Source organism: Mesorhizobium tianshanense (assembly GCF_007830515.1).
Taxonomy (GTDB): domain Bacteria; phylum Pseudomonadota; class Alphaproteobacteria; order Rhizobiales; family Rhizobiaceae; genus Mesorhizobium; species Mesorhizobium tianshanense.
In genome coordinates this window covers 1-4,977 of record NZ_VLKT01000125.1, presented here as the reverse complement: position 1 = coordinate 4,977, position 4,977 = coordinate 1, and the positions used below count along the sequence as shown (strand labels likewise).

Here is a 4,977-nt window from a genome sequence, read left to right as displayed (position 1 = left end):
CGAAGAGGCGGGCGCGCTTGCCTCTGCGTTGCGCGGGCATCTTGGCGCGCGGCTGCCCGACTACATGGTGCCGTCGGCCTTCGTGCGCCTGGATGGGCTGCCGCTGACGCCGAACGGCAAGCTGGACCGCAAGGCGCTGCCTGCGCCGCAAGACGACGCCTATGCGCGCAACGCCTATGCAGCGCCGCAGGGCGAGGTCGAGACGGCGCTGGCCGCGATCTGGGCCGAGCTTCTGGGGCTCGAGCGGGTCGGCCGCCACGACCACTTCTTCGAGCTCGGCGGCCATTCGCTGCTGGCGGTGCGGCTGCTGAGTGGAGCCTCAAATCTTGGGCTGCAATTCAGCGCCAGCGATCTGTTCCGGACACCCATTCTGAAGGAACTGGCATCGAAGCTCAATTTGCGACCACAGCCGAGCAATCCAGGAGTGATTCCCATTCGTGCGACGGGATCGCAACCGCCGCTCTTTTTTCTTCCGACAGGGATGGGCGATTGTTCCTACGCCGTCAAGCTGGCAAGCGAAATGGACATAGACTGTCCCGTTTATGCGGTACCATGGCCGGATTTCAATGAATTTTGTTTCCCAACTCTTGAAGAAATGGCCTCGCAGGCGATCGGGGTGATGAAAGAAATCCAGCCGTCGGGGCCGTATCGCCTCGCAGCCTATTCTTCAGGCGGAATATTGGCCTACGCAATTGCGCGGCACCTGTTGAGGTTAGGCGAAGCTGTTTCGTTCATGGCCTTCATCGATGTTGCGCTACCTGCAAATGGCTCGACCATGTCACTCAACCAAATCGCCAACGAACTGGTTCTAGAAAGCCTCGAATCCTTGGACGACGAGCGCTTTGCAGAGCTCGAGCGTTTCGCTGAACAAAGCTCGATTGCCCAGCTGCTCGAAAAGGCGCAGCAAATCGGAGCGATCCCGTCAAATCGTGATCTCCAAGACGATGCGGTGATTTATGAAAAAATCGCTAGGTTTCACGTAGCGCTGCAGGGGTATGAACCTCCATCGTTGCCAGTGGCAATACATCAGTTTTATGCCACTGAAACTGACCTCCCCAAGGGGGAACGAGCCAAGAACTCCATAGACCCACACGCAACTTCGCCCATGCGGGGATGGAACCTAGTTTTGGATGCGGCGGCCATTCATGCCGTGCCGGTTCCAGGCGATCACGAGAGCATGATGGGGAACCCGGAAAACTGCCAACTTTTGGCTCGAGCCATTTCAACGGCCTTCGCCAAATCAACGAACGGACTCCACCGCCAGACTGAGATTGCGGAAGCGCCGGATTAGTCGCGACGCCACAATACGTCGATTCTGGCCCAAAACTCTCCCCCGAACTGCCTCGAAGAAAGCTGGGCCGGATGCGGCGCCTTCAAGTCAGTCCGCGTGGCAGCCCGCAGCCACGCGTCGATGGCTTCCGCGTCCCGATCAGGGGTCGGAACAAGAGTGCGCCGGGAGACCGGCAAGGAGTAGATGGTGAAAGTCCATTGCAATGAAGGAGTAGCGATCCACATGGATGTGTTGCAAAGTTTTTGGTAACGAGGCGCATGGCATTGGGCTCCGGTGTTCCCCGGAGAGTTGAGATGTTCAAAGGCCGCCATTTCGACCAATCTGTGATCTTGCTTTGCATTCGCTGGTATCTGGCCTGCGTATTCCGATGAAGCCGGCCACCGATTCCGATTTGAAGCCGGCCAGTCATTCCGATTTCATTCCGGCCACCCTTCCGATTTGAAGGCGGCCAGTTTTTCGGACTGATCCTGGGTCTCGTTGATGTTTGGGTTGGGTTTTGTTTCAGGTCAAGCTTCGGTGTTTTCGGGGACGATTGGCGGGCGCTGTTTTCGCATGCTTTCACCGGTGAGATCGATGCGATAGGCGTTGTGAACGAGGCGATCCAGGATGGCGTCGGCCAAAGTTGGGTTTGCAATAATTTCCCACCAGCGATCCACGGGCACCTGACTTGTGACGATGGTTGAGCGTCGTTCGTAGCGATCCTCAATGATCTCCAGGAGATCGCGGCGTTGGTCGTCATTGAGTTTTCCGGTCCCCAGTCATCAAGGATCAGCAGGTCGGTCCTGGCAAGAGATTTGAGGATCCTGCCGTATCGCCCGTCGCCTCTTGCGAGCGCGAGGGCGGCGAACAGCCGGGGAAGCCGGTGGTAGGCGACTGAGAAGTCTTCGCGGCAGGCCTGGTGGCCAAGAGCGCAGGCAAGCCAGCTTTTGCCGACGCCGGCTGGCCCGGTGACAAGAAGACCGTGATGCTTTCTGATCCAGCCGCAGCCGGCAAGCGCCATGAACAAATTGCGGTCGAGGCCGCGTGCGGCGCGGAAGTCGGCATTCTCGATCTGCGCGTCATGGCGAAGCTTGGCAGCCCTGGCGCGAGCCTCGAAACGCTTCTGGCGGCGCATGGTAGCCTCGCGCTCGAGCAGCATGGCAAGCCATTCGCCGTGCTCGAGGCCGCGCACTTCGGACTGTGCATCGAGTTCCTGGAAAGCGGTTGCCATGCCGTAAAGGCCGAGCTCTCGCAGCATGTCGATGGTGGGATTGATCAGCATGGGTGGATCTCCTCAATGAAAGTAATCAGGGCCACGCAGATTGGCGTGATCGACGATGGCGGTTGGTTCGGTGGAATGGCGAGCGGCTTTGTGGTTGGCGATGAGCGAAGCGATGCTCTTGCAGTTCAGGCCACCGATCTCGACAGCGCGGGCTGACACGGCTTCGGCCCGATTGCGATCGATGTCGCGAAACAGACGTAGGATGCCCAGACATGTTCGAAAGCCCTGCTCGGGATGCGGACGGCTGGCGAGAATTGCGATGACCAGACCTTCGGTCTGCGGCCCGATCGACGTGGCCCAGCGCCGAAAGCGCTCCGGCGTCCATTCGGCATAGCGCCGGTGGGAACTGGGCATGTGATCCGGATCGGTTCCATGGCGAGGACCTCCATAGCGGCGCTGATGCACCGCGACGCGCTTGCCGCGGTGGAAGATCTCGATGGTGCGCGCCGTTGCTCTCAGATCGACCTGCTGACGAATGAGGCTGTGGGGCACGGAATAAAAGAAGGTCTTGAACTCGACATGATAATCCGTCGAGACGCGGGCCAAACGCCACTCGGCGAATTCGTAGTCTTCGCTCGGAAGGCTTGCGAGCGCAGCACGCTCGACGCTCTCAAACAGTTGCCGGCGACTGACGCCCAGCCGGCGCATGACGTGGTCGTTGATGCGATCGAGCGCCTGGGCAATGGCGGCATTGGCCTCAGCCAGCGAGAAGAAAGTCTGGTTGCGCAGGCGCCCCAGAATGCAGGACTGGGCGAAACGCACTCCATTCTCCACTTTCGATTTATCCCGAGGCTTTCTTGGCCGTGCCGGAAGAACGCCGACGCCATAGTGGGAAGCCATCATGCCGTAGCTGCGGTTGATCTCGGGATCGTAGAAACTGGCGCGACTGACGCCCGACTTCAGATTGTCGGGAACGACGAGTCTGGGAACGCCGTGAAAAAAACGAAACATCCGGACATGCGAGCCAATCCAGTCGGGGAGCGTTTGCGTCCAGGTGGCCTCGGCAAAGGTGTAGCTGGACGCACCCAGCACCGCCACGAAGATCTCCGCCTCGCGGATCTCACCGGTGTTGCGATCGACAATCGGAATCTTCTTGCCGGAATAATCCACGAAGACCTTGTCGCCGGCCGCATGCTCCTGGCGCATCGTCGGTGACAGTCGCTGCTTAAATCCCCGTAGAAGTTCACAAAAGCGACTGTAGCCATAACCGTCGGGATGCGACCCTCGATACTCCTCCCACAGGATGAGCAAGGTGACGCCGGGCTTCTTGAGCTCGACCGCAAGATCGGCCCAGTTCGGTTCCGTGCGTCGTCGCGTGCCCTGTTTGACGCCGTTGCGACTGAAGAGCTTGTGCTCAAGCGCATCGTCGGTCAGCTCGCCCGGCAAGGGCCAGCTCAATCCAACCGCGGCTGCACGCTGCAAATTATCCTGCACCGTACTGCGCGCTATCCCCAATACGACCGCAATCTCGCGGGAGCTCGTCCCGCTTCCGGCAAGCCGCAGCATCTGTCTCAATTGTCTCATGGTCAGCCTTCTCTTTGCCGGCATCAAAATGTCCCCGTTCGTGGCGAGGTGATTGATGCCAAAGTTGCTGACCCAGGAGGTAATCTTCAGTGCCGAAAACTGGCCGGCTTTTGATTGGAATGGTGGCCGGCTTCAAATCGGAACGGTGGCCGGTCTTTGATCGGAATGGCGGCCGGCTTCACGTCGGAATCCGCAATCTGGCCTACGGACTGAGCCTACGCGATCTTCGAGAAATGATGGCGGAGCGTGGCATTAGTGTCGATCATTCAACGATCCATCGCTGGGTCGTTCATTTCGCGCCGCTGCTGATGGAACGCTTCAACCGGCGCAAGCGCGCCGTGACCGGCAAATGGCATGCGGACGAGACCTACATCAAGGTGCGCGGGCGATGGATGTACCTCTATCGCGCCATCGACAGCGTCGGCGACACCGTCGAGTTCTGGTTCAGTGAATACCGGGATTTGCCGGCCGCCAAGCGTTTCCTCACAAAAGCGTTGGCACGCCATGGCCGTCCCGATCGCATCGTCATCGACGGCAGTCAGACCAACCGGGAAGCCATCGTTTCCTGCGATGCCACAAGTCGATTGCAGGATTGCTCCCGGCGCCGGTCGAAGCCGATCCGCATCCGCCAAAGCCAATACCTCAATAACCGCATCGAGCAGGACCATCGGCGCATCAAGCGCCGGGTGCGGCCGATGCTCGGTTTCAAATCGACGCACGCCGCCGCGGTCACCCTGTCCGGCATCGAGATGGTCCACATGATGCGCAAACGACAGGCGCGGTACGCCTTCAATCCGAACCCGTCTCTCGCCGAGCAGTTCGAAATCCTCGCTGCCGCATGATTGCCACCACTCTGGCAAATTCTCTGACCAGACAAAACTTTGCAACGGAACCCGATGGC

Annotated in this window: 3 protein-coding genes and 1 pseudogene; 2 read left to right on the top strand and 2 right to left on the bottom strand. The window is 59.5% G+C overall.

Annotation, left to right across the window (positions count from 1 at the left end; translation table 11 throughout):
* On the top strand, nucleotides 1-1,291 hold a 1,291-nt coding region (locus IQ26_RS38580), incomplete at its 5' end, for a thioesterase domain-containing protein (protein WP_240547476.1).
* A gap of 506 nt (nucleotides 1,292-1,797) precedes the next feature.
* On the opposite strand, the pseudogene istB reads toward IQ26_RS38580, so the two are convergent.
* Both istB and istA read right to left on the bottom strand, forming a co-directional pair.
* Nucleotides 1,798-2,552 (bottom strand): annotated as a pseudogene (istB, locus tag IQ26_RS38575) (IS21-like element helper ATPase IstB).
* Between the two features lie 12 nt (nucleotides 2,553-2,564).
* Nucleotides 2,565-4,076 (bottom strand): IS21 family transposase, encoded by a 1,512-nt coding sequence (gene istA, locus IQ26_RS38570; RefSeq protein ID WP_162458198.1) that lies wholly within the window; start codon nucleotides 4,074-4,076, stop codon nucleotides 2,565-2,567.
* An 89-nt stretch (nucleotides 4,077-4,165) separates the two neighbouring features.
* Here istA and IQ26_RS38565 point away from each other — a divergent pair, with 89 nt between their 5' ends.
* Nucleotides 4,166-4,918, top strand: coding sequence for an IS6 family transposase (locus IQ26_RS38565; protein WP_420846416.1), 753 nt, complete (start codon nucleotides 4,166-4,168; stop codon nucleotides 4,916-4,918).
* Nucleotides 4,919-4,977: the final 59 nt, after the last annotated feature.

What these genes read in the sequence shown, in the direction of transcription:
- istA (WP_162458198.1), bottom strand. Translation starts at nt 4,076, where the DNA reads ATGAGACAATTGAGACAGATGCTGCGGCTTGCCGGAAGCGGGACGAGC.